This window comes from Clostridiales bacterium (assembly GCA_025757645.1).
GTDB lineage: Bacteria > Bacillota > Clostridia > Oscillospirales > Oscillospiraceae > CAG-103.
Map to the genome: position 1 here is coordinate 2074819 of CP107216.1, position 26221 is coordinate 2101039.

The following is a 26221-nucleotide window of genomic DNA, read 5'->3' on the forward strand; positions in this document are numbered from 1 at the left end:
TCCCGGATGCTGCACATCCGGGAATGGGTCTCATTTTTCTTCGGTTTTCGGGCTGCGGAAGGCAAAAAAGCGCTGGCCGAGGTAATTCAGACCGGTGAAGAGCACCATGCCGACGAGCATGGCCACATTATCGCGCGTACTCACCGCAGCGTTGGCAAGCAGACGCAGACACAGCGGTTTTGCGATGCCGTAGGCGATCAGGTAACAGACGGCGATGTTCGCCGCGAAGCGCACGACCTGCCCCGCACCGCGTTCCCGGCTCTGGAATGTAAAGTGCTTGTTAAGGAAAAAGCTCAGGATGCTCGTGAGCACGTAGTTTGCCGCCGAGGCCACCCAGTACGAGCAGTTGGCAAGGTTATACAATCCAAACATGATGCCCGTGCCGATGAGCGTGTTGATCACGCCGACGAGCAGAAACTTCCACAGCTTCGCGTCAAAGAGCGTGCGCAGGCGCTTCAAAGCTCCGCCTCCCGGTCATCAAGCTCCGTCTCGATGCGGTAGCGCGGGCGCGCCTTCGTCTCGAGATAGATCTTGCCGATGTACTCCCCCACCACGCCGATGGCCAGCAGCTGCAGCCCGCCGATGGCCCAGATGGACACGGCGAGACTCGACCACCCGGCAACGGTGTGGCCGGTGAAATAGCGCACGAGAAAATAGATGAGCATGGCGATGCTGACGAGGAACATCACGATGCCGATGCGCGTGATGAGCCGCAGCGGCGAGACCGTCAGCGACGACACGCCCTCCCACGCGAACGAGAGCATCTTGCGCAGCGGGTACTTGCTTTCGCCCGCAAAGCGCTTGCCGCGCTCGTAATACACGACCGTGCTCGGGTAGCCCACGAGCGGCACGAGCCCGCGCAGGAACAGATTGACTTCTTTATACTCCGCGAGTGCGTCGAGCGCGCGGCGGCTCATGAGCCGGTAGTCGGCGTGATTATACACCACGTCCGCGCCGAGTGCGCGCAGCAGGCGGTAATACCCCTGCGCGGTGGCGCGCTTGAAGGCAGAGTCCTGCTTCCGGCTGGCGCGCACGCCGTAGACGATATCATTCCCGTTCTGAAAGGCCGTGAGCATGGCATCGATGGCATCAATGTCGTCCTGCAGATCGGCGTCCATGGAAATGACGCAGTCGGCGCGATTCCGCAGCGTCATCAGGCCGCACAGCAGCGCGTTCTGGTGGCCGCGGTTGCGCGACAGGCGGATACCGGAAAAGGCCGGATCGCGCGCATGCAGGTCGGAAATGAGCTGCCAGGTGGCGTCCTTCGAGCCGTCGTCGATGAAGCAGATGCGGCTCATGGGGCCGATCGTCCCGGCGGCGCGCAGGGCGGTGAATTTCTCCCGCAGGCGGCGCGCCGTCTCCGGCAGGACCGTCTCCTCGTTATAACAGGGGATCGCAAGATAGAGCGTCACGGACACGGCCGCGCCTCCCTTCCAAAAATCACAGTTCAGTCGATCGTGCCGCCGCCGAGCACCGTGTCCCCGTCGTAGAACACGACGGCTTGGCCGCGCGTGATGGCGCGCTGTGGGGTCTCAAACGACACGTGCACCGTGTCCGGCCCCGTGGCCGTGACGGTGCACGGCTGCTCCGGCTGCCGGTAGCGGATGCGGGCCGTCACGCGCAGCGGCACGTCCGGCACGTCGCCGGAAATCCAGTTGCAGCCGCCCGCGTCCAGTTCGGTCGAAAAGAGTTCGTCATTGCGGCCGAGCACGACCTCGTTGCGCGGCACATCGATGCCGCAGACGTACAGCGGCATCTCGGCCGCGATGCCGAGCCCGCGGCGCTGGCCGATCGTATAGTGGATGATGCCGCGGTGCGTTCCAAGCACCTTACCCTGCGTGTCCACGAAGCGGCCGGGCTCGCTGTGCGCGCCGGTCAGCCGCTCGACCGCGGCGGCATAGTCACCGTCCGGCACAAAGCAGATGTCCTGACTGTCGTGCTTGTGCGCGTTGCAGAAGCCATGCGCCTCGGCGATCTCCCGTGCCTCGGTCTTGTGCAGACCGCCGAGCGGAAAGCGCGTGTGCGCGAGCTGCTCCTGCGTGAGCCAAGCGAGCACGTAGCTCTGATCCTTCGTCGTGTCCACGGCCTTTTTGAGCGTGTAGCGCCCGTCCGGCAGCTGCTCGACGCGGGCATAGTGCCCGGTCGCCAGCACGTCGCACCCGAGCGCGCGGGCGCGTGTCTCCAGCAGGCCGAACTTCAGATACCGGTTGCAGTCCAGGCAGGGGTTCGGCGTCGCCCCGTGCTGATAGGCCGCGGCAAAGCGCGCCATGACCTGCTCACGAAACGCATCCTTATAATTAAAGACATAGTACGGCATGCCCAGCGCATAGGCCACGCGGCGGGCATCCTCCACATCGTCGAGCGTGCAGCAGGTGTGGCCGCGCGGCACGCCGGCGTCCTCGTTTTCATACAGCTTCATGGTCACGCCCATGCAGTCGTAACCCGCCTGCTGCATCAGGTATGCCGCCACGCTCGAATCCACGCCGCCGCTCATGGCGATCATCGCCTGCGGGCGGCCGCTCTTTTCCGTCTGCATCTGTGCACCTCGTTTTCCTCGGGTTTCTCTTTAGATTATACCGCACAGCCACGGCTTGTCAACGCAAGACACCCCGCCTGCACACGGCAGGCGGGGGGAAAGGCGGGATAAAGCCGTCAGGACTGCGGATCGTTCGGGATGTCGGTGAACGAGCCCTCGTAAATGCGCGGGCCGCCCTGCGCGCCGACGAGCCGGTTATAATAATTTGCGTTCGTGATAGCGCGGTACGGGTCGAGCCAGATGGACACGGGCGCGAACAGGGCGCTCAGCAGCATCCAGCCGAGGAAGCTCAGATCCAGCACAAACAGCTCCCACTTGTGGCCGCGCATGAGCGCTGCGCTCTCGCGCAGGCACTGCCAGGCGGACTTCTCCGGGTGGTCGAGCAGCAGGTACAGTGCCTGCCGGTAGCGATAGGCCGCGATGATGCCCGGTACGACCAGCAGCAAGCTCCACAGAAACACGAACAGCCCCTGCAGGATCGCCAGCCACAACACGCGGAAGAAGAGGGCGAACCCGTCAAAGAGGTTGCCGATCTCGGCCGTTTCATCCCGGCTGACGTGCAGCGAAAAGATCACAAAGCCGACACTGACCATATAGTTCATGATCTCCAGCGCGACGACGAGCACGACCGCAACACCGGACACACTGTAATGCTCAAAGAAGCTGATGTATGCCTGCTCGACCGCGTCGGGGCCGAACTGCGCGGCGTTTGTCAGCGCCGTGGTCAGGCGGTCGCCGCCCATCAGGTACGACGAGAGCGTCGAGATGAGCAGCCCGAGGGCAAAGACGATCAATGCCGCGAGGATCGGGCTCGGGCGGTAGCCGGCGGCGCGCCGGCGGGCGTCTGCTTTGAGGGCAGCACGGTTCAAATCCATTTTGATCACAACTCCGTTCCCGGCATGGCCGGGTCTCATTTTTTCATCGGTATAGTATACCAGATACCGCCGGATTTGAACACCCGGAGCGGAAAAAATTCACGTTTTCGACACACGTTGCGATTTTTTCTGGCAGTTGCGGAAAATACGCTTGACAATCCGCACGCGAAATGCTATATTAAACAGGCTTTGAACGACAAAGCTTATGCGCGAGTGGTGGAATTGGCAGACTCGCTAGATTCAGGTTCTAGTGTCCACTCCGGACGTGCGGGTTCAAGTCCCGCCTCGCGCACCATGGCGAGTGTTCTTACAGCATTTGAAAAGCTGTAAGAACACTCGCTTTTTATACAGCGAGTTCACAGGGGGCGTAGTTGACGACTACGCCTTTTCTTGTATTTACGGACACTTCCGGGATCGGCAGGGGCAGTACCGTTGGGATCTCGATCGTTCCGACGCAGTTATAGTGGATGCGAAGCCGCTGCTCCCAAACGCCGTCGATCTTCTCAGCATTAAACACTTCGATCTTCTCAACCAGTTCGTTCAGCATCCGGGGCGTCAGTTTCCTCGCTCTGGTGTACTTGCGAACAAGACCGATAAACATATCCGTTGTCATGGAACGGCTGCTCTGCTTCTCTATCTCGGAGCGGAGCTTTTTTATTTTCTCCGACAGCTCCTTTTGCTCGTCCTCATACCGCCGGGACATTTTTGCGAAGCGGTCATCGGAGAGCTTGCCGGAAACATTGTCCTCATAGATGCGCTCAAAGAGACCGTCCAATTCTTCGTCACGGGCAAGGAGCGTTTTCAGCTCTTTTTCCTTCAGCTTGCGGTCTGTCTGTTCCGCCTGCTGGGAATGACCAATCACCGCTTTTACAAATTCGTCCTCATAGAGACTGGCGAATTTCGTTAAGCGTCGTATCTCTCCCAGCACCACTTCCTCCAGGAAGTCCACACGGACATAATGGGTAGAGGTACAGGTGCCGCGGTTGCCCTTATAGTTGGAGCAGTTGAAATACTTGATCTCCGGATTGCCCTGATTGAAGTGAAAGTGAAGGTTGCTGCCGCAGTCGGCGCAGACCAGCAGTCCGGAAAACATATTGTGTTCTCCGTTGTTGGTACGGCGCTTGCGGATTTTGCCCCGTTTCTGCTGCACCTGCTCATAGACAGCCCGCTCGATGATCGCCTCATGGACATCCTGGAACACCACCCAATTCTCGCGGTCATTGTCGATTCGCTTCTTATTCTTGTAGGATTTGGAATAAGTTTTGAAATTGAGAATGTCACCACAGTATTCCTGCAGGGAGAGAATTTTGGTTATTGTGGAGCTGTTCCACTTGGTAGGCGGCTGCTGCTTGCCCTTGCCGGGGCGTTTGATGCCCTTTGTAAGCCAGTAGGCCCGCGGGGTCAGGACATCGTCCTTTTCAAGCTGGGCGGCAATCTGCTCTGTTCCGAACCCCTCCAAAGTCATGCTGTAAACGCGGCGCACAACCTGGGCTGCCTCGTCATCCACGATCCAATGCTTCGGATCATTCGGGTTCTTGATGTAACCATAGGGAGGCTGGCCCATCGGCTCACCGGCATTGCCCTTGATCTTATTGCTGATGCGCCGCTTTTTGCTGATATCGCGGGCATACCACTCGTTGAACAGGTTGCGGATCGGGGCAAGCTCATTTTCGCCCTCTGCCGTGTCGATGTTATCCGAAACGGCCACCAAGCGGATATCATGGTTCGGGAAAAATTCTTCCGTCAGCCGTCCGACCTCAATGTAGTTTCGCCCCAGGCGGGAAAGGTCTTTGACAAAGACGGCGGCGGCTTTTCCCTGTTCCAACTGGCAGATCATTTCTACAAAACCAGGGCGATCCATCGTCACGCCGGAAATGCCGTCATCCAGAAAATGAACCAGATTTGTGTAACCCTTTTCCTTTGCGACTTTGGCAAGCAGTTTCTTTTGATTGCCGATGCTGTAGCTTTCGCCTTCAAGATTATCGTCACGGGAAAGCCTTTCATAGAGAAAGGCGGTCACGTCACGGGATTTTTTGTTATTCGACTGTTTCATAAGTCCTCCTTCCGTCAAGGCAGTCGAATAGCAAATATACTTGTACGAACACATTATACCGCCATTTGCTGCCTCTGTCAGCCGGGTTTGAAAGCTATTTACAGCTTTTCACTCTCGGACTTCATCAGGCGAAGGAGAACGCTACCCAGGGTATCCGGGCTTTCTTCTTTGAAAACCGGCTCAACAACGAACGACCGATTGCCAATGTGATAGGTCGTTTTTGCATCCAGAGGATTTTTCTCTGGTCTGCTGGTCTTGCCGGGATTTGTAGCTTTATCTTGCATGATAAAATCCCCTTTCATAAAGCATAAAGATAGCAATGAAAGAGGCAAAACGGACGGCTGCTGGCACAGCTCCACGGGAGTCTAACCCCGGCCCATGCTGATGGGTGCGGCGCACAATGCTTTTTGGGCGTTCAATGCGCGAGTATCTTTGACCCTGCCCGTGTGTCATCGCCCGCAAGCTGCCACGCTTGCTTTGCGGTCTGGTGTTTCTCGCTCTCTCCGCATGGAGGTCATGGCGCACCGACCGTATGGCTCGGCACAAACAGGAATGTATCCGTTTGCCTTATACTGCGGCGCTGGCCTCCCAACGGGCTTTCTTTGTCAAGGTACGGAACACACCATGCGGAAAGGGGAACGCACGGCGGTCATCTGAATCAGGTCAGGTCAAAATCCAGAATCGCAATAATCAGCTTCGTTTCCAGTCTGCGGCGCAGATCATCGTCCACCTGAGAATGAGGACAGCCCTGAGGATCATAGCTTGTCCTTGTGGAAAGCGCCGCTATGTAGCCGGAGTAGTGGCCGATCACACGGTTTACCGCGTCAGGGTCGCCCTGGACAGCGGCGGTAATGACCGGATAAGGAAGAAGATTATTCCGGGAAGCTGCGGTGTCACGCATCCGTATCACCTCCCATCAGCTCTTTCAGCAGCCGATAGGATTTCAGCCTGCGGTTGTTGATCGTCCTGCGGGCCAGGTTCATACGCTCCGCGATCTCACGGTCCGCCATTTCCAGGAACCAGTACATCAGAAGGATATCCCGGTTGTCCTGAGGCAAGGCGTTCAGCGCATCGGCCAGCAGATCGTTTTCGATCAGGATCACATCACCGCCAAGAATGAAGGTGTTGTACTCCCAGGGATAACGGTCATAGGCCGCAAGCTGCTCCATTGCGTCCTCCGGCAGTTCGCTGAAAGGGATGCTGTGCTTCTTCCTGCGGCTGATCTCTCGATAGCCATTGCAGGCCTCGCACTTCAAGACCTTTTTGCAAAAGCTGTCAAAGGCGTGCTGCTTGTGTTCGGCGTGGCGATCAGGTTTCATGTTCTCACCTCCCTTCGTGCCGGGAGGCAGTTCTTTTCTTCCCCTTTCGCCCACTACTCGTTCTGCGGAAGGCTGTTTTGGCCAGCTCTGCCGGGAAAAATCAAAATTATTTTTTCTGTCGCTCATTTGTGCGCTCCTTTCGTCCTGATCGGGTGGGTGGCCGGATCAGGCAAAGGGCGGAGCGCGGGGACAGTAGAAACATCCCCGATAACGACAAAAAGCGCCTGTCTGCAAAACGCAGATAGGCGCAGAAGAATTATAAAATCTATTTACATGATTTCTGTGTTCATACTCATAGCCGGAATAGTCCGATGGAGGGGTTACGCTTTTTTTAACTGGTGCAGATCATGGACGTTGCGAAAAAGCAAAAAGGACACGGCAATACCTCCCAGATACCGCCGTGTCCTTAAAAAAGGGCGACTTTAACACACCCCCCGTATTCTTATTTTTCGAAAAGAAAACGGCGGCTTTGATTTCGTATTAAAGCCGCCGTTTTTTATTTCGCGCAAATCTGCTGTTAGCGGCTCTGTGCGAATGATTTATAAAACTTGATGCTTTGCAAATACACGGCGAGAGATACCTGCACCAACTCCCAAAAAGAGCAGTGCTGCCGGGATTGCCCATATCGCATACAGCATCCCGTTACTCATTTGTTCCACCGACAGGAGCGAAATGGCTAGTACATGATAGATCGGAAGAAGTCCAACCAATCGGAACAATGGATTTACTTCGGTGATCGGCAGCAAAACGGGAAAAAGAAAAATTGCCATCGCCGCAACCAAAGCTACAATCTGATTTTTACTGATTGCAGATAGGAACAGTGTAATTCCCGTAACGCTAAGCGTACAGGTAAATGCCAGCAGAATTTGATATTTGAGCAGCGTACCGCAGGTGATATTAAAAGGGATAAACGCTTCCACATAGTCACTGGGGGCAAATAGAATACTGCAATCCAACCCTTCTGTTCCATAAAAAACAAAAGCAAGAAGCAGGTTAAATGCTGCAATCAGCGTGGTAGTGAGAATGGCGGTGATAATACCTGCAACCACCTTTGCAGTAGCGCATTTGGTTTTACCGTACTTGCTTGTCAATATGATATTATCAACACCTTCATACTCGCCGGAGAAAATCGGAGCAAGCATGATGATAACCGCAAGAGCAAGCGCGACAAAAACCCGCACCATGTTTCGGCTGGTGGAAAGCCAACCGTCCACATAGCCAATTTTGATTTCTTCATTGCCAAATACATCAGAAACACTTAATCCGTTCCAATTTCCCTCTTTATCAGAAAACCGTGAAAAGGCTGCCGATTGCATGGCGTTTTGATAAACATAGATTGCACTCAATCCATGTAAATCTGATGTCGGTGCAAAATCAGACATCATTTGCTGCACTTTTTTGTCTGTCAGGATTCCTTCATATTTCGCTGCAATTTCCTTGTCGATTTCTACTGCTGTTTTGCCAGTACCTTTACCGATATTTTGGTCAAACGCATATTTGTTTTGAAAGGTGGAAAAGGATAGCAAGGCAGAGAACAGGATAATTCCAATTAGAGCGATGAGCGCCAAACGCTTTGAAAACACTTTCCGCAGTTCAAAAAGAATCAGTTTTTTCATTCTTCACAGCCCCCTTTGAAATAGAACAGGTACAAATCTTCCAAAGTAGGCTGCACCCTTACTGCATTTTCCATCGGCGGACGATCTCCAATGATCCGTAAAATTGTCTGGTTTTCGCTGGTGTTTCGCAAGTTGCTTGTGTTGTAGGCAGCCGCGTATTTTTCCGCATAGGCAGTCGGAACCGTACATTCCCACACTTGGCCGTCGATTTCAGAAGTGATCTCCTGCGGATTTCCAAAGTGAATGATTTGCCCGGATTTCATCATGATGATTTCCTCCGCAATAAACTCCACATCGGAAACAATATGCGTAGACAGGATCACAATGCGGTCTTTGGAAAAGGCGCTGATCAAATTGCGGAAACGGACGCGTTCTTTCGGGTCAAGCCCCGCCGTCGGCTCGTCTAAAATCAAAATATGGGGGTCATTGAGCATGGCCTGTGCAATCCCCAAACGCTGCTTCATGCCCCCGGAAAAGGTTTTGATTTTGTGCTTACTTTCTCTCGATAAGTCTACTGCTTCCAGCAGCTCCTTTGACTTCTTCCGCGCCGCCTTCTCGTCCAATCCTTTTAGGGCAGAAACATAGAGCAGAAAGTCAAACGCTGAAAAATCCGGGTAATATCCGAAGTGCTGGGGCAAGTAGCCCAAAAGATTGCGATAGCGTTCACCCAGCCCCACAATGTTTTTCCCGTTCAGCAGAATTTTCCCGGAAGTAGGATTTTGGATATTGCAGAGCAGACGCATAAGCGTTGTTTTCCCTGCGCCATTTGCACCCAGTAAGCCGTAGACGCCATTTGTTAAGGTAATATTCAAATTGTCCACGGCGGTTTTGGAACCGAACTTTTTTGTCAGTCCGATCGTTTTTAATTCCATAAAAAGCCCCTTTCTCCATAGGGAGTAAAAAAATACTCTCCATGTGTTTTCATGGAGAGTATAGAGGGAAAATATCTACTTTTTATCTACAAGGCAGGAGATTTGAAGTAGGCGGATACCTTTGCCCCGGATGCAGTATTTTCGATCTTCAAATAGCCGTTGTGGTGTTCACAAAGCAGCTTGCAAATATACAGCCCAAGTCCAAAGTGCTCGGAATGGTTGCTTTCCTCTGTGTAATATGGACTGGTGGCTTTTTGCAGACCGTTTTTGTCAAACCCCTTTCCATCATCCGATACGGAAAGCAGCAGACCATTGTCACGCAAGGCAAAAGAGATTGTCACCGCAGTCCGGGCATACCGAACCGCGTTGGAGATCAGGTTATTGCTGACCTGTGAAACAAAGGCCCCATCAAGGGATAACTGCGAAACAGGCATGTCATTTTGTAAAATCAATTCTTTTCCGTTTTTCGCACATACGATTTTTGCGCTGTCATACAAAGAAGATGCCACTGTCTGCAAGTCTATCAACTTGTACTCCGGCTGCGCATCTTCCATGCGCCTAAGATTGCTCATACTGCTCACATAGCTTTCCATACGGGAGATATGTTTGCCCATTATGGCGGCGGTTTCTTGTGTTTGAGGATTTTCGCTGGCTTGCAGCATTTCATTATAGCCTTTTAGTACTGTTAGAGGGGTACGCAAATCGTGAGCAAAAGCGGCGTTGAGTGCTTTTCGTTCTTCAACTTGCCGCCACATTTTAGAGAAATTGTCCGCAAGGGTTGTCCGCATGATTTCAAAGGACGCGCAAAGCTGCCCCAATTCATCGTTGTTATCATAGTCGATTGAAAAGTCCAAGTCATTGTTCGCTATTTTTTCAGAAGCAGTCCGCAGTTCCACAAGCGGCTTTTTCAGCCTGTTTCTGTAAAACAGCAGCGCAGCAGCGATAATACAGAATGCAGAATAGATAGGAGTTGCAACAATGGGAAGTTTCTCCAGTAGCGCAATGGTACGCTCGTCCTCTTTAGACATCGGGACGGGCACTGTCCCGATGTAAGCGCCGTCGCCCAACTGTTCCCCCTGTTCATTTGTCAAATAATATTTTTCGCCGGACGGGGGATAAGATGCTCTGATACCTTCGGCAGCACTACCACAGATTGAAAAAGTCGTTACGGATAGAAAGACTGCGAGTACAACAAAGGCAATTATATAGAGAACAAGGCTTTTTCGGAGAGATAAATAGTGCTTGCGGCAATTTACTTGACCCATTTGTATCCACACCCCCAAACCGTTTCAATATATATGCGGTCGGTATATGCCGCGATTTTGGATCGTATTCTGCGGATATGCTCTGCCACAACGCTGCTGTCGCCCTCGCTGTCATAATCCCAAATACGCTCATATATCCGTTCTTTATCAAAGATCTGTCCTGGATTTTGAGAAAGCAGTTCCACAATATCAAATTCCTTTTTTGCAAGACCGACACGCTTATCGCCAAAGAACAAGCAACGTTCTGAATAGTCAATCGTCAAATCACCGGAAAACTTGACTTGTGCTTCAAAATTGTGTCGTGCTTCCCGGCGCAGATGAGCGCGCACCCGCGCTTCAAGTTCCATAAGTGAAAAGGGCTTCACAATGTAATCATCGCCGCCAACAGTAAAGCCTTTTACCTTATCTGTATCTTCGATTCGAGCAGTCAGAAAAAGGATCGGGCAGGATATGTGATCGCGGATACGCTTGCAAACTTCTAACCCGTCTTTTCCGGGCATATTGATGTCAAGCAAAATAATATCCGGTTGTTTTTCCACTTGCTTTAGTGCTTCTGCACCATTGAAAGCGGGCAGGACACGAAAGCCCTTGCTTTCAAAAAAGCTGCCGAGCATAGAAACAATGTCGCTTTCATCGTCAGCGATTAAGATTTTTGCTCCCACTTTACACACCTCCTAACAATTAAGTGTAGTGCTCATTTTTCAACTATTTATCAATTATCTTACTGTCTATTCTTCTCCCGTCAACAGGCTTTTCCGCGTCTTTGGGTATCAACCAAATGCGGCTGAACTTTACCGCGCCGGGTATGCGCTCACCCTCGCAAAGTTTCTGCACCCGTCTTTCGGAAATGCCCCATTTTGCCGCCACTTCCGCACAAGATACATATTCCATACAAGCACCCGTCCTTTCTGTTCAAAACCTACCATGATATATTATATACGGTCAAACGAATAATAGCAATAGACCGAATGTGAATAATAGGAAGTATTTAAGCTAACACAATGAACTAATAGGGCATATCCTTGAAAACGAGGTGAACAGTAGAATGTAGTAGGGTGAATGGATATGCCTAAAAGAACGAAGAAAGATAAGCGGCCTGTTGCGAAAATCGACTTCAAGCCGTATGGCGCAGCAATCAAAGCCGGGCGCACAAAGCAGAAAGAATCCCGGAATAAGGCAGCTGATGCGCTGTTTATTTCGCCGCGCTATCTCGCCAACATCGAGAATAAGGGACAGCATCCCAGCGTACAGGTATTCTTAGAGCTGATGTCCCGGTATCATATCTCCGTGGATCAGATTCTTCATGGCGAAGCTATGGAGGGCAAGTCTACGGAGCGTATGCAGTTTGAAACGCTGTTGGACGAGCTGACGGATGCGGAAATCAAAATCCTTACGGCAACGGCGCAAGCGCTACTGGATGCAAGAGCAGACAGCGAGGGAGAAAATTGAATACGGTGTAAGGAACGCTATGAACAGGTAGTTCATGGCGTTTTTCTTTTGCAAAATCCGCAGATGTGGCCAAAAGGCCCCATTCAGATTGTAGTATGGGTAGCGGAAGGAATACGGGGGTACGAAGTAGTCAGCAAGCACAGCAAGTGTAGCCACACTTGCGGATTTTTCTTCTTTTCAGGTCCCTTGCCCGAAAAGAGAAAACTGCTTGTTGGGATATCCCAAACCCTTATGAGAAACGGAGGTATCCGCTATGGCGAACAGGAAACGGCCCATCGTTCTTCGCTGCCCGGTGACGGCGGAGGAACGGGCTTTGATTGAACAGAAGATGGCTCAGCTCCCCACCCAGCGGATCGGTGCCTATCTCCGCAAGATGGCGATTGACGGGTATATCATCTATACAGATACCGCAGATATCAAGGCGTTCACCAAAGAGCTTTCCGCCATCGGCCGGAACATCAATCAGATCGCCAAGCGGATCAACGCCGGAGGTCCTGCGTATCAGGCCGACATGGACGAGATACGGGAAAGGCTGGACGAGATATGGCAGTTACAAAGACACATCCTATCAAGTCAACGCTGAAAGCAGCCATTGACTATATCTGCAACCCGGAGAAAACAGACGGGAAGCTCCTGGTATCCGCCTATGGCTGCTCCGTCGAAACTGCGGATATCGAATTTGCCTGGACCCGCCGCCATGCCATCGACAAGGGAACGAACCTGGGCCGACACCTGATCCAAGCCTTTCAGCCTGGGGAGGTTACGCCGGAACAGGCCCATGAAATAGGCATGGAACTTGCAAAAGAAATCTTGGGCGGCAAGTATGAATTTGTACTTACCACCCACATAGACAAAGATCATGTTCATAACCACTTGATTTTCAATGCGGTCAGCTTTCAGGATCACAAGCACTATCACTCCAATAAGCGGAGCTATCACTTCATCCGCCGCACTTCGGACAGGCTTTGCAAAGAACACGGTCTGTCCGTCATCATCCCCGGACAGGACAAGGGCAAAAGCTATATTGAACATCAGACCACGCAAAACGGCACCAGTTATAAGGCGAAGCTGAAAGCTGCTATTGACCGGCTCCTGCCAGCCTGTTCCAACCTGGAAGAACTGCTTCGCCGCCTGCAGAGAGAAGGCTATGAGATCAAGCGTGGCAAATATATCTCCGCCAGAGCGCCGGATCAGGAACGGTTTACCCGTCTGAAAACCTTGGGGATGGACTACACCGAAGAAGCCCTTGCCGCCCGGATTGCCGGACGCGCCAGACCTTCCCGCCAACCGAAACAGCAGAATGGAAAGATCAGTCTGCTCATTGATATCCAGAACAACATCAAGGCGCAGCAGAGTGCAGGCTATCGCCGCTGGGCGACCATCGAAAATCTGAAACGGATCGCGGATACCTCCAACTTTTTGACGGAGCATGGTATCGGCAGTTATGAAGAATTGTTGGATCGGTGCGAGGTGGCATCCGCCTCCGCTGCCCGGCTGAAAGCGGACCTTCGGGATACCGGGGCGAAAATCGACGAGCTGGCCTTGAAGATGAAGCACGTCGCCGCCTACCGCCAGCTCAAGCCAATCTATGACCGCTATAAGGCGTCCAGGGATAAGGAAAAGTTTCTGCGAGGGCATGAGAGCGAGATCATCCTTTTTGAAGCCGCCGCCAGGGAGTGTAAGCGGCTGGGTGCGGTTCCGCTGCCTGCCACAGAGCGGATGCAGGCCGAAATAGACGAGCTCAACGCAAGAAAAGCCATTCTAAAAGCTGAATTGCAGAAAGCCCAGCGGAAAGAACAGGACTATGCTGCCATGCGTCAGAATGTGGAGGATTTTCTTTCCCCGCCGCAGCCGGAGCAGGAGCGGAAAAAGAATGTGGAGCTGGAATAAATCCGTTTTCTGCGTTTTATTCTGGGCTTTTGTCAGAACATCAAATATAATAACGATATAGACATATCAAAGGAGGCGAGCCTATGACGAGAGGCGAAGCAATAAAGGATTTCTTTTGCAAGACGATCCTGCCCGTGGCGGCCGCCGCGCTGCTGTACTGCATCTTCCGGTCCGCTTGCGTGAAAACCGGTGAGCTGGACTACCTATGGTTATGGATACTCTGCGGGCTGCCGTTCGGCATCTGGCGGCTGCGCCTCTGGATCATACCAGGCGGCGGCTCCCTGGGCAGTGGGATTGCCTTGTTCGCGCTGAACTTTATTCTGGCCGGGATCATCGGCGGTTTCGTTCTGGTCTGGCGGCTGATCGTGGCGGTGTGGTATGTGCCGCTGACGGTGTGGAGATTGATAGTTGGATGACTACACTTAAAACACAAACCGGAGGGATAATACCCTCCGGTTTCTTAATCATTCCGTGTCCGCAAAAAAATCATATGCATTTTCTTTGTTAAAGTAGTAGTTTGCTATCACTCGGTTTCGTCTTTGATAGTATTCTTTTAGATATAGATTTGAAATGATTGTAACAGCATCAATAACACTTGAAAGCAGTTTAGCAATATCTTCATCTTCTATTTTAATGAGCGGGATGTCTACTCGATCTTTCCATCTTCTGAACGTAGATGTGGACTCAAAGCGCTTGTCTACTTGTCCGTTATTATGTACTATCATGTTCCGAAGGTTCACAATATCCAGTAAATCATCCCAAGTTTCAGCGTTCAAATTCTTTCGTATTTCAATTCCAAATGCCTTTTTGTAGATATCATTTGTTTTTTCAATATTCATAAAGTCGTTCCCAGTATACTTGCGAACAATTTTTTCCAAGAAGCTATCTTTTTTAGATTCACAACTTATGAAGAGTAAGGCCTCAAAATAATCCCTAAATAGAACCTCGATAATAGATGCCAGTTCAATTATTTCGATTTGATAGCAGTCATACGCCAATAGCCACTTCTCTGTTTCAGGTCGATGTTCCGCAACTGCCTGAATACTAATACGATTCATTCGTTTAATACGAACAAAGCGAGCCAGATGCTTTTGTATATTTTTTAGCGTAGATGTTCGGCCACAAGAATGGCAAAAATTATATCCAGCAGTCTTAGATTCTTTCTTATCGTGAATGCATAAGGAAACTGTCCCACAATAAGGGCAACAAAGTTGGTATAGTTGAAATCTTCTGAGGTGCATATTCTTAAAAAAATCCTCAGAAGTTAATGGCTTTCGTTTGATTCTTTTGCAATAGCCAGCATAGAATGAGTAGTAAAGTTTCTTCATATAGTTCAAATGTTGATTGGAGAATTTCGCCAGAAATTCCTCGTCTACCAAGGCATACATCTCATTATCTGCTTTTTCCATAAAGCGATTCCTCTCATAGCAAACATTTTTCTCTAATCCTGACGCAAACAACCATATCCTTATATTTTATAATTATAGCAGTTATTTTTCCAATTTACAAATATCTTCATTTTGCAAAAAGAAAAAAGCGGGAGTACAGCCAATCGGATGAACCGAAAAGCTGTACTCCCGTTTTATGTGTCAGAAAGTGTTTGAAATCAAGCCTTTTTCTTCATGTACCAGCAAACAGACCGACACATGAGAAATCATAAAGGCTCCCTTTGAAAATACGGATACAGGGAATTATTTTGCGGTTTTTCCACCCCTATCTTCACATATTTTAGACCGTTTGGAATTGTAATGCGGACAAGCGACCAGACACGCCCTAAAACTCTGCTTGCAGCCGTGAACACATTTTTTACAAATATGGTTATACTGCCGCCTGCCGTTCTCGCCCAGGAAGAACGCCCATTCCAGCCGCCACTTCTTGCTTCGGCTCATAGGCAGTCATGCTCCGGCACATCACGGCCGGGCTTCTTGCCCTCCGGGGGCTTGTGCTCAGCACACTCCCGTTTGGCATCCTCTAACCGCTCACGGATGGAAGGCTTCTCCGGCGTTGTCCGATCTGCGTACTCCTGGGCTTTTTCCAATTCTTCGCCGCGTCTGCCGTTGTTGATAACGCCATCGATCATCCCGTAGTCATCTTCCAGCGTCATTTCCGCCGTGCGGAGGGGATTGTCCTGTTCCGGCTGCTGCGCGAGGACAGCAAAAGCCCGTGTGCCGTTGCCCATGATGAGATATTTCCCATCGTCAGACTGATGGTGAACCCCATATCCCGCCGCCTCCATTTGTTCCCGCGTCATATTGGTCACACAAAAGCTGCCTCTGGGTGTGCTGATCCGCTCCTGCGTCGCCATCTGATCCGGCGTGGGGATCGTGACCTCCGCTGCCCGTTCCGGCTGCAAAAATTCCGGCACCTGGGAGAAGCCAAAGCGGTCACAGTAATGCGCGGTGTTCTCCCCGTCCTGATGCAGCACCACAATATCGGATACGGACAGGGAGTGCCCCTTGAAGTCTGCCGGGTGGTTGATATTAAATCGGGTATAGATGCTTTCCAAACTGTCCTGCTCTGTCAGCGGGGCGGTGTAGACCAGTTCATAGTTCTCCGGCTTTACAGAAAGGCCATTGTTGCGGATGGCATCCAACGGCTCAAAGCGGTAATCCAATGTTTCATTGCCGCTTTTCAGTTGGTAGATGGAAAAGGTATCTCTCGGAACGGCCTGCGCCTGCTCCGCAATGTCGGCGGGCGTCTGCACATAGGCGGCCGCCTCCGCTGCATACTCCCGTTCTGCCTTTTCCGCAAAGGCCAGCATTTCATCCGCATGGGACTTCTCCGGGTCATCCAAAGCGGCCTTGACCTCCGCCGGATCAAAATCAAGAAATTCCTCATAGCCCGTGGCGTCCTTGAATTTTTCGATCTCCGAAGGAAGATAGTCCTCCTGCGTTTGCCCCAGCGCCGCCAGCTTTTCATCCAGAGCGGAAATGCGCCCTGCCATCAGGTTTTCGTAAAGTTTCTCCTTTGCAGCATGCGCCTCCGGGTGCTCCGCCGCATACTGCGGATCGTTCTGACGGAAAAACTCGTCCATGTCAAAGGCGATATCCATAGCCCATTCAGATTTTTCTTCTTCGGGAAGATCGTCCTGAAAGGTCATCACCCGGTACTCGTCGGGGATACTGCCGCGCTCGCCGTCATAATACTCATGGAAGCTGTCGCCCGTATCACGAACATAGCCCTGATCCGTGAAGGTGCCGTTTTCATCTATCACCACGTCCCGGCCGTAGGCCTCATAATCTATGTAGTTTTGCAGGTGCTCCGGCACCTGCATGACCTCCAGTTCCTCAATGTAATAGCGGCCCAGATCGTCATAGTCATGGATATCGGGATAGACCTCATAGCAATCCAGATTCTCGGTGAGGTTGATGATCTCCTGCAGGCTGCCGCAATGGTCGCCCATTTCCATACCGGCCTGAAACTGTGCGTATTCGCTTTCGCTCATTTCATCCAGCTTCGACGCCAGATAATTCAGCTCGTCCAGATTTTCGTATTCGCCCAGCTTGCTGTAAAGACCATCCACATAGCAATCATAGTCCGTGATGAACCATTCCTCGTAGGGCTGGCCGAAGTCATCTTTCTGGCCGATTCCGATCCGCTTAAACACTTCCTTCAATTCCTCGGCGGTGGTGGGAAACTTCACCCACTCGCCCACAAGCTCGCCCTCGTTATATTTCCCAAGATTGGTGATAAAGGCGGCAAAGGGATAATCCTTGTTGTGATCGTAATATGGCATATCAGCACCTCCTTACAGTTCCGGCGCAGATTTTTCCTTATGGGGCTGCACCTTGTTTTTCTCTGCACATTCCTTCTTGCCCTGTTCCAGCCGTTCCCGGATGGAGGGCTTTTTCTCCGGCTCCGCAGGGCGTTCATGCACCCACTCGTCGCCGGAAAGAGAAATATATCCGTGTTCCGTAAAATGGCCCTGTTCCTCCTGCATGGCGTACTTGCCAAAAGGAACAGGGTCGATTGCTTTCAGAAGTTCCGGGGGCAGCAGCATATCCATGTGCTGTGCCAGATACCGCCACCCCAGATCGTTCAGATCGTGGATATTGGGCTCAAATACGAAATAGTCGATGTTGGCCGCAAACTCCTTGAACTGCTCCGGCGCTGTCAGCTTGAAGGGCGATGCCTGCACTGCCGCCAGCAGTTTTCGGTCCTCCGGGGAGAGGACAGCCACCGCCGCCCTCACTTCGGGTAAATGTTCCAAAGTCTTATTTTCTGCCATTGACACCTTCCTTTCTTTTCGGAAATTCCAGTTTGAAGTTGATGTATTTGCCACCCGTGTCATCCAGGATCACCGCAGCGTCATAAGCAGCCTGTTTCTTTTCAGACCACATTCCCTTGACATTGGTACGTCCCTTTTTCAGAAGGTCCGCTGCCATCTTCTTTGTCAGCTCTTTCTTGCGGCTCGTCCAGAAGCGGTCATTTTTCCAGAGCACGAAACCGCAGGACCGATCCGAACACGCAAAGTTCTTCTTGCCCTCATAAACCGGCTGGCCGCAGCGGGGGCAGGTACCGATCACTTCCTTCTCCGGGGCAAACAGCTTTTTGCCATCCTCGGAAATACAGGAATAGGTGGACACGATCTCCTGGACCATCGTGCGGATACCGTCCATAAAGGTATCCGGGTCAGCGCCGCCCTTTGCGATCTCCGTCAATTTCTGTTCCCATTCCGCTGTCAGCATGGGAGAGGTCAGCGGCTCCGGCAGGACCGTGACAAGGTTGATACCGGCTTTCGTGGGGATCAGACTCTTGCCCTTGCGCTCCACAAATCCGGCAGCCACCAGCTTTTCGATGACAGCCGCCCTGGTCGCAGGCGTGCCAAGACCTTTTCGCTCCGCCTCATCGGGAATATCATCCTTGCCTGCGTTCTCCATAGCGGACAGGAGGGTATCTTCGGAGTAGGGCTTCGGCGGCTGGGTAAAATGCTCGGTAACAGCAACCTCCGCACCGCCAAAAGTCTGCCCTTTGGTGAAGTCCGGGAGCGTATCGCCGTCCCCATCCGCAGGCTTTTCTTTTAGGGAGGTACGGAAAATGCGGTCGATCTCCCGCCAGCCTTCGGAGAGGATGCGCTTGCCCTTTGCGGTGAAGGCGTGTTCGCCGCAGTCAAAAGTTGCCGTGACCGTCTCATACACATACGGCTCCGCCGATGCACACAGCAGCTTGCAGCAGACAAGGAGGAACAAATTGCGCTCGCCCAGAGGCAGAGCCTTGATATCCGCTTTTTCAATTTCCATTGTGGGAATGATAGCGTGGTGGTCGGATACCTCCTTGTCGGAGATCATGGCCTCCACCAGCGGGAAGAAGTTGGAGCAGCAGTCAAAGGGCGGCAGCTTTGCCGCCAGGTGGATCACACAGGAGGCCGTTTCCGCCATATCGGAGGTAAGGTATCTGCTGTCAGTACGGGGATAGGTCAGCAGCTTCTTTTCGTAGAGGCTTTGCGCGTAGTCAAGGGTCTGCTTCGCCGTGTATCCGAACAGGCGGTTTGCCTCACGCTGCAAAGTGGTAAGATCATAGAGCTTTGGCGGCTGTTCTTTCTTCTGCTCCTTCGTAACAGAGGTACAGGTGACGGCCGCACCCTTGCACATGGCCGCTGCCTGTTCCGCCGCTGACGGATCGGTGAACTTCTCCGACACCGCCTCGGCTCCATCCAGCGTCAGGCGCAGCAAATGATATTTTCCCTTGTGAAACAGCGTGATCTTTGCGTCACGCTCCGCCAGCATTGCCAGCGTGGGTGTTTGCACACGGCCTACATTCAGGGTGCGGTGATAGAGGACGGAGAAAAGGCGCGTGGCATTGATCCCCACCAGCCAATCCGCTTTCTGGCGGCACAGGGCTGATTGATACAATGCTTCATAATCGGCGCCGGGGCGCAGACCAGAAAAGCCCTCCCGGATGGCGCTGTCCTCCATGGACGAGATCCAAAGCCGGAGGACCGGCTTGCGGCAGCCGGTCATTTCATACACCAGCCGGAAGATCAGCTCACCTTCACGCCCGGCGTCACAGGCATTGACGATGGTATCCACGTCGGGTCGGTTCATTAGGGCGCGTAGATTTTCAAAGGCGTCCTCCTTGCCCGGTGCAAGCACATAACGGAACGGCTCCGGCAGAATGGGAAGATCGTCATAGCGCCATTTCTTGAAACGCTCGTCATAGCCGCCCGCATCCATCGGGGATACCAGGTGCCCAACGCACCAGGATACAAGAAGGCCGCTGCCCTCATAAAAGCCATCGGCCCTGGATGAAGCACCCAGGGCCGACGCGATAGATTTTGCCACACTCGGTTTTTCTGCGATAATCAGTTTCAAAAGACTACCTCCCAAATTGTGATAGAAATGTTGATTTATCATTGTTGTGCAGTATAATTGTGGATATCAGAGAACGGAGGCGTTATTATGTTTGAACGGAAGTATGAAATAGTCCCCAATGCACCAGCGCATACGTCCTGGGATGACTATTCTAAGATAAGTCTCAAAGAATATCGGAATCTTCTTGAAACAGCATCAGATGACGAAACTGCATTTCAACATTTTTTTGAGGAAAACCCCTCTTTTGTCCCAGGTGCTTTTGAACTCTTTGGCAGTTCTGGACACTACCCGTATACGCAATCTCTGATTACCCAGCCAAAACTTGATGGGGGTATTTTCAATCGCGTTCCAGATTTTATCTGGCTCGCACAAGATAGTTTATCATTTACCCCTGTTTTGATTGAAATAGAGAAGCCAAACAAGCGGACGTTTACAAATGCAGCGATACAGTCCTCAGATTTTACGCAAGCACTTGGGCAACTGCAAGAATGGATGTCGTTATTAAGCATACCTGAAAACATTCTGCAGTTTTACCGTTGCTTTGACATTCCTGAATGGATGAAAAAGAAGAAATTCGCCCCGCAATATGGGTTGATTTATGGTAGACGAGCTGAGTATGAAAATAATTCAATCTTACTTGGAAAACGGGCGCAGCTTGTTCCACCTAATGTAATGCTTGCGTCATTTGATAGACTACAGCCTGACCCCAAAGGACAAGATTTGTTATGTACTTCTTTATCTCACGGTCAGTATACGGTAAAAACAATCCCCCCAACCTTCAGGTACTCACCCATGACAGCGGATAATTTATCTGTAGTAAACGGTTTTGATTATGCAATTACGAAAATGAACCATTGTTCTGATGAGCGAAAGAATTTTCTTATAAAACGATATCCTTATTGGAAGGAATATGGTAGTTTGGACAATAAAGGGGTTATGAATAGCTCCGATTGCGAATAAATAGTTGGCACCATATATTTTGTGGTGCCAACTATTTTTAACTTTAAACTATATCGTCCTCATTGACCATTTCTTCATCCTCAAAATCGTAATCGTCGGGATCGGCGCTGACCTTCATGCCCTGCTTCGGCTTGATGAATTTCACATAAGCGAAGGCCCCACCGCCTGCCAGCGCCAGCAGCAGGACAATGACCAGCAGACCGCCGCTGCTCTTTTTCTCCGGCTGCTCTGCTTCAGGCTCCGGCTCTGCCACTACCTCCTTGCCGCTGCACTCGGAGAGGTTATTCTTGCAGACAGGGCAATTCGTATTTACCGCGCCAGCCGCACACTTTTCCTTGCAATTGCAGACGGCGGGTACCTCCGCCGCAGGCGCATCGTCGCCCATGAGCGTCAGAAGGTCGGCTTCGTCCACCTGGTTCAGAAAATGCACGGTTTCCTCGCCCTCGTCGTCACGGTCAATAATGAGATAGAACACGTTGCCGTTTCTCGTTTCCACAGTGATAAACTGCTTGCCGCTCCGGGTACTGCTGCCGATATCGTCGATCAGCGAAAGGTTCCCGTCCGGCGTCAGGGCGGCATCGCCGCTGCCGCCCATAAGCTGCTCAAACAGCTCGCTCAATTTGTCGGGATCAATGGACAGAGATAGGCCGCCGTCAGCCTCGCCGCCCGTATCGCTGAGCGTCATATAGCCGGAATAGACGTAGCCGATCTTTTCCGGCAGCCGGACCATATACCAGTCGCCATCCGTGCCCACGACCTCTACCACCGTTCCGTTCGGGAGCTGCGCGAAAGCGTAGTTATCCAGCCCAGCGCCCGTGCGGACATTCAGCTTGCCACCATTGGTGGTGACGGTGCCGGTCTTACCGGATTTCTCTGCGCCGCCCAGCACAGAGCCAAACAGCGTGGAGATTAGTTCGGAAAGATCGTCCCCGGTGATATCCGCGCTGTCAGTCGGTTCCGTCTGTGCCTCAGAGGTAGGCACTGTATCCTCGCTGCTTGCAAAAGCGACCGTGGAAAAGGCCGTCATGCAGAGCATAACGGCCAGCAGCACCGCAAGTGTGCGGATCGTGTGCTTATTCTTCATCGTCGGTGCCCTCCATCATGTCGGAATCAGCGGCGGCCTCCATTTCCATCATTCCTTCCGGCAGGGAGATCATGCCGCTGGCGTAGGCACGCAGGAAGGCGGTCAGTTCCTTGTTGTCCATGTGGACAGCCTTTACCATACGGACGATCTCCAGATTTTCTTCCTCCGCAAGCTGCGCCTCCAGCGCACGAAGGCGTTTCTGCTGCTCCGTGATCTTCTCCCGGACCTTCTCAATATCACGACGGATCTTCTCAGTAGTTGCCATAGTCAAATAAACTCCTTTCCAAATCGTTCTCTCCATGAATAGTTGCGTCCAAGCCCCTGAACGGTTTTCAGGTTGGCCCGTGCGTTATCCTCCAATGCCAGCGCACGCCGGAACAAATCCGGGTAATGCTCCCGCAGATCGATGATCTCCTCCGCCCGCATGCTGGGGCAGAAAAAACAGGAGGACTTTCCCGGCTGCGGCAGGCCAGCCGCCTCGATTGCCCGGATACACGCCTCCCGGTCCCAGCCCCATTCCATCAGGGGATACCATTTGCTGTACTTCGGGTCTGCCAGATCACGCAGAAGGACCTTATCGCTGCGGTAGTGCTCGCCAGCGTCATAGCCGATGAACTTGACCACCTTTTTCCCGCTGACCCAGACCTTGCGGCATGGAGGATAGTTGTTGCAGAACTTTTCCTGCGGCCCGATCTTGTGTTTCAGAGAACACCGCTTGAAGCCGTAGGCGATAGAGGGCAGCGTGCCGCTTTTCAGACATTCATCCTCCAAGGTCAGCCTCCTGCCGTCCTTCGTGGTCTTATAGACCCGTGTGATCTCCGGCATACCGTGATCCTTCAACCAGCGATCCATGATATCCAGATAGGCGTAGGTATGGGGATGCTCGCCGCCCGTATCTGCAAACAGGATCAGGTCAACGGGGATACGGTGCTGGTGCAGCCCAACAAGAAGGGCGGTGCTGTTCGCACCGCCGCCATAGGAAACAATATTGATATGCTCACCTCCATCAATCATACGGCGGTCTGCCGTAGGCGTAAAAGTGCTGTTGCCAGTAGCTTGTATTGAGCCTTGCGTACTGGATCGGGTCGCCGCAATGCAGAAACATGGGGTTACCCGCCTCATCCAGTCCCACATAGAAGCCGACATGGGAGATGCCTGCGGTATCATAGGTCCCAACGAAAAACACCAGGTCGCCCGGCTGCGGATCGGATACCCGCGTGGAAATATTGTATAGGCCCTGGGCGCCCAGCCGCCCGGTATTGCATAGACCGCTGTTGGTCAGAACATAGCTGACAAAGCCGCTGCAATCAAACGAGGTGGAAGGGCTGCTGCCGCCCCAGACGTAGGGATATCCCAGGTACTTTTCCGCCTCTGTAATAAGCGCCGCAAAGCGTTCATCAGACAGGTATTCCGCAGGGATTTCATAGTCCTCCGGCGGGTTTGTGATGTACTTACCCACATACCCGGAGGATGGGAACAGGTCAGAGCGGTTTCCCAGCGTGGACATATACACGGCGTACATGGAAAGCGTTTCCTGATCCATGATGTAAACGGGAACATGGCTCAAATCGAAGTTTTCAAGCTCTACGGTGCAGATATACCAGGTGTATGGGACTTCTACCTCATACTCGTTGCCCTCGCTGTCCGTTCTCGTCTCCGTGCGGTAGCGGGTTTCCGTGGTGACCGTCTCGGTAAGAATATATTGCTTGTCGAACAGCATTTGAAGATCATCCTGTACCTGGTCAATGGTGAACTGGCCCTCATGGAGCGCCGACAGAATGGACAGCAGCACATAGGGATCGTGCTTGATCTCGTCCAGAGTAAAATGGTACTCGTCATAGTCGTGGGTCTGCTCATAGGTGTCCAGATATTCCCGCAATTCATCCTCCATCGCGCAGTAGGCGGCCTCTGCCGCCAGCAGGTCAGAATCCTCGGAGAGATAGGAGGACGCAACAATGTTGGACACACCTCCGCCGAAGATAGAGGAACAGGATTGCAGCAGCCCCAGCAGCATGACCAGCAGCAGACCGATCCCGCCCACAAGCAGAAATGCCTTTTTGTGTTTAGAAACGAACTCTCCAGCCTTCTTTGCCGCGTCCGCGCTTTTCTTCGCGCCCTTCGATGCTACCTGCGCCGCTGCCGCTGCGTCCCCAGCACGAAGCGCCGCCCGGTATGCGGCGGCATACTGCTTTTGCAGCTTCTTTTTCTGCCACATCCGGGAGATGGGATTGCTGTCTGCAAGCTGCGGATTCTCCCGCAAAGCCTTTTGGTACAGCGCATCCGCGTTGGCCTGAACCGCCGCCTGCTCCGCGTGGGATACCTCCCGCCAGGGTTTCAGCTTGCGGTCCGCCTGCCAGTTATGGAGCTTGCGGTTTCCGTAGCGGACAGCCTTTTCCATGCCGCGCTCCGTCAGGTGTCCCGCCTCCACGCCGACATTTTCCTGCTCCACCTCATGCACCTTCGCATGGGCGGCGTGGCCGATCTCCTGCAGCGGCCGTGCCAGCGGATTTACCGGCTGATGAAATGAGGGCTGCTTTTCGGGAATGGCGGCTCTTGCCGCGTCCAGCTTATCCGCCGCCTTGTCGGACTTGCGGATCGCCTTTTGCAGCTCCGGCGCAGCGCGTTCCTCGTCTGTAAACTGCAAACGGGAGGATGGGCAATCGCTGGCCGCCGTACCCTCCCGGTAGGACCTGCGTCGTTTCCGGCGCTTTTTCTTTTCGCTTTTGTGGATACGCCGATCATCTAATCGCTCCGCCGCGCTGTGAACAAACGCCGTGGAATCGCCGGAGGGGGAATAGTCCTGCTCCGGCGCACGGTCTGAAACATGGCTCGCCTCGCCTGTGACCATGTTGACGGAAATGGCTCCGTCGCGGGTCATCTTCTGCGCCTCCTTCTCGGCGGCCTTCCATTCCTTCATGCGTCACCACCTGCCTTTCCGTAGGGGCAAATGCTCACGCACTCGCCCGTCTCGATCATAGAGATATATTTGAAAATGGGGTATGCCTGTGGCGGGCAGACCGCGTTGCCCAGGGTTTTCAGCCGTAGGGCGCGGTCTGCGGTGTTCTCGGTGATACGGGGGACTCCCTCCGGCTCAGCGGCCCAGAGGATACGTCCGTCCATTTCCGGGGGAAGCCCATGAGCCATTCCACCCAATCCGGGTTCAGCGCCGCCGTCTCGGATATCGGCCGCTCCTGCCGGATCACCTGGGATGACAGGTTGGCAGACGGAGCGCTGTTGCGAAACGCCGCCGGTTTCAGCGTGGAGCGGTAGCCCTCCGATGCTGCCGGGGTCAGATAGAATACCGCCGCCGACAGGCTGAGGCTCCAGATCGCGCCGTTCTTGTTCACCTTGCGGAATATTCCGTTGTCGGAGAGGTACACATCCAGGTTGGCCGCGTCCCTGCAGGTGTTCTTGTCGGAGGCAAGGGGTGTGGGAAACATCAGCCGCGACGATAAAAGTTCGCTGGCGCTCATGCCATGCGCCGACGCCGCAAGCCGGAAATACGAATGGGAGAACAGCGTATCCCGCTTTTGCCAGGTCAAAGATCGTTTTGTCGAGCCCCATATTGATGAAGCCAGCAACATTTTCCCCAAGCACCCAACGGGGCCGCAGCTCGGTAATAACGCGGCACATTTCCGGCCACAGGTAGCGTTCATCCGCAAAGCCCCTTCGCTGCCCTGCGGTGGAGAAGGGCTGACAGGGAAAGCCGCCTGAGATGACGGTAACTGTTTCAAGTCCTGTTTTTTCAAAAAACGCCTCCTTCGTAAAAGTAGTAATATCCCGGAATCTCGGCACATCCGGCCAGTGCTTTTCCAGAACGGAATAGGGATAGTCTGCCCACTCGCATTGACAGACGGTGCGGAAACCCGCCGCCTCCGCCGCCAGATCAAGCCCACCGATGCCGGAAAACAGGCTTACATGGGTCAGCTGATTTGCTATTTTGTATTCACCTCCTGATTTTGGGCATAGAAAAACCTCGCTTCGGTTGAAG

General features: G+C 52.8%; 27 protein-coding genes and 1 tRNA gene. 6 read left to right on the forward strand and 22 right to left on the reverse strand.

Annotated elements, in window-relative coordinates; genetic code table 11:
• Positions 1 to 30: 30 nt before the first annotated feature.
• The 4 genes from OGM61_10035 to OGM61_10050 form a co-directional block, all read right to left on the reverse strand.
• A complete protein-coding gene (locus tag OGM61_10035) occupies positions 31 to 459 on the reverse strand; it encodes a GtrA family protein (protein ID UYI84177.1) in 429 nt (142 codons plus the stop codon).
• On the reverse strand, positions 456 to 1418 hold the full coding sequence (locus OGM61_10040) for a glycosyltransferase family 2 protein (GenBank protein UYI84178.1): 963 nt from the start codon (positions 1416 to 1418) through the stop codon (positions 456 to 458). The genes OGM61_10035 and OGM61_10040 overlap by 4 nt, the downstream gene beginning before the upstream one ends.
• 29 nt (positions 1419 to 1447) lie before the next feature.
• Entirely contained in the window at positions 1448 to 2536 is a 1089-nt protein-coding gene (mnmA, locus tag OGM61_10045) for a tRNA 2-thiouridine(34) synthase MnmA (GenBank protein ID UYI84179.1), read from the reverse strand.
• Positions 2537 to 2652: 116 nt separating this feature from the next.
• Positions 2653 to 3411 carry a DUF975 family protein gene (locus OGM61_10050; protein UYI84180.1) on the reverse strand — a complete coding sequence of 253 codons (759 nt, stop codon included), beginning with the start codon at positions 3409 to 3411 and terminating at the stop codon, positions 2653 to 2655.
• Between the two features lie 207 nt (positions 3412 to 3618).
• On the opposite strand from OGM61_10050, the gene OGM61_10055 reads away from it, so the two are divergent.
• Positions 3619 to 3706: transfer RNA gene (locus OGM61_10055), tRNA-Leu, on the forward strand.
• A gap of 48 nt (positions 3707 to 3754) precedes the next feature.
• Here the strand turns inward: OGM61_10055 and OGM61_10060 are convergent.
• The 9 genes from OGM61_10060 to OGM61_10100 all read right to left on the reverse strand — a co-directional run bounded on the left by OGM61_10060 (position 3755) and on the right by OGM61_10100 (position 11427).
• Entirely contained in the window at positions 3755 to 5464 is a 1710-nt protein-coding gene (locus OGM61_10060; GenBank protein ID UYI84181.1) for a recombinase family protein, read from the reverse strand.
• A gap of 98 nt (positions 5465 to 5562) precedes the next feature.
• Positions 5563 to 5748, reverse strand: a complete 186-nt coding sequence (locus OGM61_10065; protein UYI84182.1) for a hypothetical protein — start codon at positions 5746 to 5748, stop codon at positions 5563 to 5565.
• Positions 5749 to 6122: 374 nt separating this feature from the next.
• The gene (locus OGM61_10070) at positions 6123 to 6365 is read right to left on the reverse strand and encodes a helix-turn-helix domain-containing protein (protein UYI84183.1); all 243 of its coding nucleotides are present in this window, start codon (positions 6363 to 6365) and stop codon (positions 6123 to 6125) included.
• Positions 6358 to 6909: a sigma-70 region 4 domain-containing protein gene (locus OGM61_10075; protein ID UYI84184.1), complete on the reverse strand. Its 552-nt coding sequence runs from the start codon at positions 6907 to 6909 to the stop codon at positions 6358 to 6360. The genes OGM61_10070 and OGM61_10075 overlap by 8 nt, the downstream gene beginning before the upstream one ends.
• Before the next feature lie 413 nt (positions 6910 to 7322).
• Positions 7323 to 8399 (reverse strand): ABC transporter permease, encoded by a 1077-nt coding sequence (locus tag OGM61_10080; protein ID UYI84185.1) that lies wholly within the window; start codon positions 8397 to 8399, stop codon positions 7323 to 7325.
• Positions 8396 to 9271: an ABC transporter ATP-binding protein gene (locus OGM61_10085; protein UYI84186.1), complete on the reverse strand. Its 876-nt coding sequence runs from the start codon at positions 9269 to 9271 to the stop codon at positions 8396 to 8398. The genes OGM61_10080 and OGM61_10085 overlap by 4 nt, the downstream gene beginning before the upstream one ends.
• Before the next feature lie 86 nt (positions 9272 to 9357).
• Positions 9358 to 10536, reverse strand: a complete 1179-nt coding sequence (locus OGM61_10090; protein UYI84187.1) for a HAMP domain-containing histidine kinase — start codon at positions 10534 to 10536, stop codon at positions 9358 to 9360.
• Positions 10524 to 11198, reverse strand: coding sequence for a response regulator transcription factor (locus OGM61_10095; protein ID UYI84188.1), 675 nt, complete (start codon positions 11196 to 11198; stop codon positions 10524 to 10526). Before OGM61_10095 ends, OGM61_10090 begins: the two co-directional genes overlap by 13 nt.
• A 43-nt stretch (positions 11199 to 11241) precedes the next feature.
• Entirely contained in the window at positions 11242 to 11427 is a 186-nt protein-coding gene (locus OGM61_10100) for a helix-turn-helix domain-containing protein (protein UYI84189.1), read from the reverse strand.
• Positions 11428 to 11601: 174 nt separating this feature from the next.
• Here OGM61_10100 and OGM61_10105 point away from each other — a divergent pair, with 174 nt between their 5' ends.
• The 4 genes from OGM61_10105 to OGM61_10120 all read left to right on the forward strand — a co-directional run bounded on the left by OGM61_10105 (position 11602) and on the right by OGM61_10120 (position 14291).
• Entirely contained in the window at positions 11602 to 11985 is a 384-nt protein-coding gene (locus OGM61_10105) for a helix-turn-helix transcriptional regulator (protein UYI84190.1), read from the forward strand.
• A 253-nt stretch (positions 11986 to 12238) separates the two neighbouring features.
• Complete coding sequence (locus OGM61_10110) at positions 12239 to 12568, forward strand: MobC family plasmid mobilization relaxosome protein (protein UYI84191.1); 330 nt, start codon at positions 12239 to 12241, stop codon at positions 12566 to 12568.
• Positions 12529 to 13875, forward strand: coding sequence for a relaxase/mobilization nuclease domain-containing protein (locus tag OGM61_10115; protein UYI84192.1), 1347 nt, complete (start codon positions 12529 to 12531; stop codon positions 13873 to 13875). The genes OGM61_10110 and OGM61_10115 overlap by 40 nt, the downstream gene beginning before the upstream one ends.
• 83 nt (positions 13876 to 13958) lie before the next feature.
• On the forward strand, positions 13959 to 14291 hold the full coding sequence (locus OGM61_10120; protein ID UYI84193.1) for a DUF6050 family protein: 333 nt from the start codon (positions 13959 to 13961) through the stop codon (positions 14289 to 14291).
• Positions 14292 to 14339: 48 nt separating this feature from the next.
• Here OGM61_10120 and OGM61_10125 read toward each other — a convergent pair whose 3' ends face one another.
• From OGM61_10125 to OGM61_10140, 4 genes are all read right to left on the reverse strand, one after another.
• Positions 14340 to 15284 (reverse strand): hypothetical protein, encoded by a 945-nt coding sequence (locus OGM61_10125; GenBank protein ID UYI84194.1) that lies wholly within the window; start codon positions 15282 to 15284, stop codon positions 14340 to 14342.
• 476 nt (positions 15285 to 15760) lie between these two features.
• On the reverse strand, positions 15761 to 17611 hold the full coding sequence (locus OGM61_10130) for an antirestriction protein ArdA (protein ID UYI84195.1): 1851 nt from the start codon (positions 17609 to 17611) through the stop codon (positions 15761 to 15763).
• Positions 17612 to 17623: 12 nt separating this feature from the next.
• Complete coding sequence (locus tag OGM61_10135; protein ID UYI84196.1) at positions 17624 to 18103, reverse strand: hypothetical protein; 480 nt, start codon at positions 18101 to 18103, stop codon at positions 17624 to 17626.
• Positions 18090 to 20228 (reverse strand): DNA topoisomerase 3, encoded by a 2139-nt coding sequence (locus OGM61_10140; protein ID UYI84197.1) that lies wholly within the window; start codon positions 20226 to 20228, stop codon positions 18090 to 18092. The genes OGM61_10135 and OGM61_10140 overlap by 14 nt, the downstream gene beginning before the upstream one ends.
• Positions 20229 to 20273: 45 nt before the next feature.
• On the opposite strand from OGM61_10140, the gene OGM61_10145 reads away from it, so the two are divergent.
• Positions 20274 to 21146 (forward strand): DUF4263 domain-containing protein, encoded by an 873-nt coding sequence (locus OGM61_10145; protein ID UYI84198.1) that lies wholly within the window; start codon positions 20274 to 20276, stop codon positions 21144 to 21146.
• Positions 21147 to 21189: 43 nt separating this feature from the next.
• Here OGM61_10145 and OGM61_10150 read toward each other — a convergent pair whose 3' ends face one another.
• The 5 genes from OGM61_10150 to OGM61_10170 are packed head-to-tail and all read right to left on the reverse strand — an operon-like array spanning position 21190 to position 26169.
• A complete protein-coding gene (locus OGM61_10150; protein UYI84199.1) occupies positions 21190 to 22230 on the reverse strand; it encodes a DUF4366 domain-containing protein in 1041 nt (346 codons plus the stop codon).
• Positions 22220 to 22495, reverse strand: a complete 276-nt coding sequence (locus tag OGM61_10155) for a DUF4315 family protein (protein UYI84200.1) — start codon at positions 22493 to 22495, stop codon at positions 22220 to 22222. The genes OGM61_10150 and OGM61_10155 overlap by 11 nt, the downstream gene beginning before the upstream one ends.
• Positions 22496 to 22497: 2 nt before the next feature.
• On the reverse strand, positions 22498 to 23223 hold the full coding sequence (locus OGM61_10160) for a phosphoadenosine phosphosulfate reductase (GenBank protein UYI85587.1): 726 nt from the start codon (positions 23221 to 23223) through the stop codon (positions 22498 to 22500).
• Between the two features lie 13 nt (positions 23224 to 23236).
• Positions 23237 to 25147 (reverse strand): C40 family peptidase, encoded by a 1911-nt coding sequence (locus OGM61_10165; protein UYI84201.1) that lies wholly within the window; start codon positions 25145 to 25147, stop codon positions 23237 to 23239.
• A complete protein-coding gene (locus tag OGM61_10170) occupies positions 25144 to 26169 on the reverse strand; it encodes a DNA cytosine methyltransferase (GenBank protein ID UYI85588.1) in 1026 nt (341 codons plus the stop codon). The genes OGM61_10165 and OGM61_10170 overlap by 4 nt, the downstream gene beginning before the upstream one ends.
• Between the last annotated feature and the right edge of the window lie 52 nt (positions 26170 to 26221).

Coding starts and splice junctions, on each gene's coding strand:
- OGM61_10155 (UYI84200.1), bottom strand. CDS start 22,495: ATGGCAACTACTGAGAAGATCCGTCGTGATATTGAGAAGGTCCGGGAG.
- OGM61_10065 (UYI84182.1), bottom strand. CDS start 5,748: ATGCAAGATAAAGCTACAAATCCCGGCAAGACCAGCAGACCAGAGAAA.
- OGM61_10080 (UYI84185.1), bottom strand. CDS start 8,399: ATGAAAAAACTGATTCTTTTTGAACTGCGGAAAGTGTTTTCAAAGCGT.
- OGM61_10140 (UYI84197.1), bottom strand. CDS start 20,228: ATGATAAATCAACATTTCTATCACAATTTGGGAGGTAGTCTTTTGAAA.
- OGM61_10105 (UYI84190.1), top strand. CDS start 11,602: ATGCCTAAAAGAACGAAGAAAGATAAGCGGCCTGTTGCGAAAATCGAC.
- OGM61_10165 (UYI84201.1), bottom strand. CDS start 25,147: ATGAAGGAATGGAAGGCCGCCGAGAAGGAGGCGCAGAAGATGACCCGC.
- OGM61_10085 (UYI84186.1), bottom strand. CDS start 9,271: ATGGAATTAAAAACGATCGGACTGACAAAAAAGTTCGGTTCCAAAACC.
- OGM61_10120 (UYI84193.1), top strand. CDS start 13,959: ATGACGAGAGGCGAAGCAATAAAGGATTTCTTTTGCAAGACGATCCTG.
- OGM61_10135 (UYI84196.1), bottom strand. CDS start 18,103: ATGGCAGAAAATAAGACTTTGGAACATTTACCCGAAGTGAGGGCGGCG.
- OGM61_10110 (UYI84191.1), top strand. CDS start 12,239: ATGGCGAACAGGAAACGGCCCATCGTTCTTCGCTGCCCGGTGACGGCG.
- OGM61_10145 (UYI84198.1), top strand. CDS start 20,274: ATGTTTGAACGGAAGTATGAAATAGTCCCCAATGCACCAGCGCATACG.
- OGM61_10060 (UYI84181.1), bottom strand. CDS start 5,464: ATGAAACAGTCGAATAACAAAAAATCCCGTGACGTGACCGCCTTTCTC.
- mnmA (UYI84179.1), bottom strand. CDS start 2,536: ATGCAGACGGAAAAGAGCGGCCGCCCGCAGGCGATGATCGCCATGAGC.
- OGM61_10050 (UYI84180.1), bottom strand. CDS start 3,411: ATGGATTTGAACCGTGCTGCCCTCAAAGCAGACGCCCGCCGGCGCGCC.
- OGM61_10115 (UYI84192.1), top strand. CDS start 12,529: ATGGCAGTTACAAAGACACATCCTATCAAGTCAACGCTGAAAGCAGCC.
- OGM61_10150 (UYI84199.1), bottom strand. CDS start 22,230: ATGAAGAATAAGCACACGATCCGCACACTTGCGGTGCTGCTGGCCGTT.
- OGM61_10090 (UYI84187.1), bottom strand. CDS start 10,536: ATGGGTCAAGTAAATTGCCGCAAGCACTATTTATCTCTCCGAAAAAGC.
- OGM61_10100 (UYI84189.1), bottom strand. CDS start 11,427: ATGGAATATGTATCTTGTGCGGAAGTGGCGGCAAAATGGGGCATTTCC.
- OGM61_10070 (UYI84183.1), bottom strand. CDS start 6,365: ATGCGTGACACCGCAGCTTCCCGGAATAATCTTCTTCCTTATCCGGTC.
- OGM61_10125 (UYI84194.1), bottom strand. CDS start 15,284: ATGGAAAAAGCAGATAATGAGATGTATGCCTTGGTAGACGAGGAATTT.
- OGM61_10130 (UYI84195.1), bottom strand. CDS start 17,611: ATGCCATATTACGATCACAACAAGGATTATCCCTTTGCCGCCTTTATC.
- OGM61_10075 (UYI84184.1), bottom strand. CDS start 6,909: ATGAGCGACAGAAAAAATAATTTTGATTTTTCCCGGCAGAGCTGGCCA.